We start from the raw sequence: 231 nt of genomic DNA, 5'->3' as shown, positions 1-231 counted from the left end.
GTATATGACCGATGACGTAACGCAACCACGTCTCGGGGTCAACGCCGTTAAGCCGGCAGGTGACGATCAGAGAGTAGAGGATCGCCGCACGTTCTCCGCCTGTATCTGAACCGGCGAACAGCCAGTTCTTCCGACCCAGGGCAACGCCACGCAGCGCGTTCTCCGCGATATTGTTGTCGATCTCCGCCCAGCCATTGCTGCAGTACAGGTTTAACGCGTCCCACTGCTTCA

1 protein-coding gene is annotated in these 231 nt (G+C 58.4%); it reads right to left on the bottom strand.

Going from position 1 to position 231, the window contains the following annotated elements:
• Positions 1-231, bottom strand: a 231-nt coding sequence (locus F7Q90_RS26455) for an IS66 family transposase (RefSeq protein WP_151161255.1), incomplete at both ends; no start/stop codon positions are given.

Source organism: Pantoea stewartii subsp. stewartii, from assembly GCF_008801695.1.
Taxonomy (GTDB): Bacteria; Pseudomonadota; Gammaproteobacteria; order Enterobacterales; family Enterobacteriaceae; genus Pantoea; species Pantoea stewartii.
The sequence above is the reverse complement of the archived record's forward strand: the minus strand, read 5'-3'. Positions and strand labels throughout refer to the sequence as shown.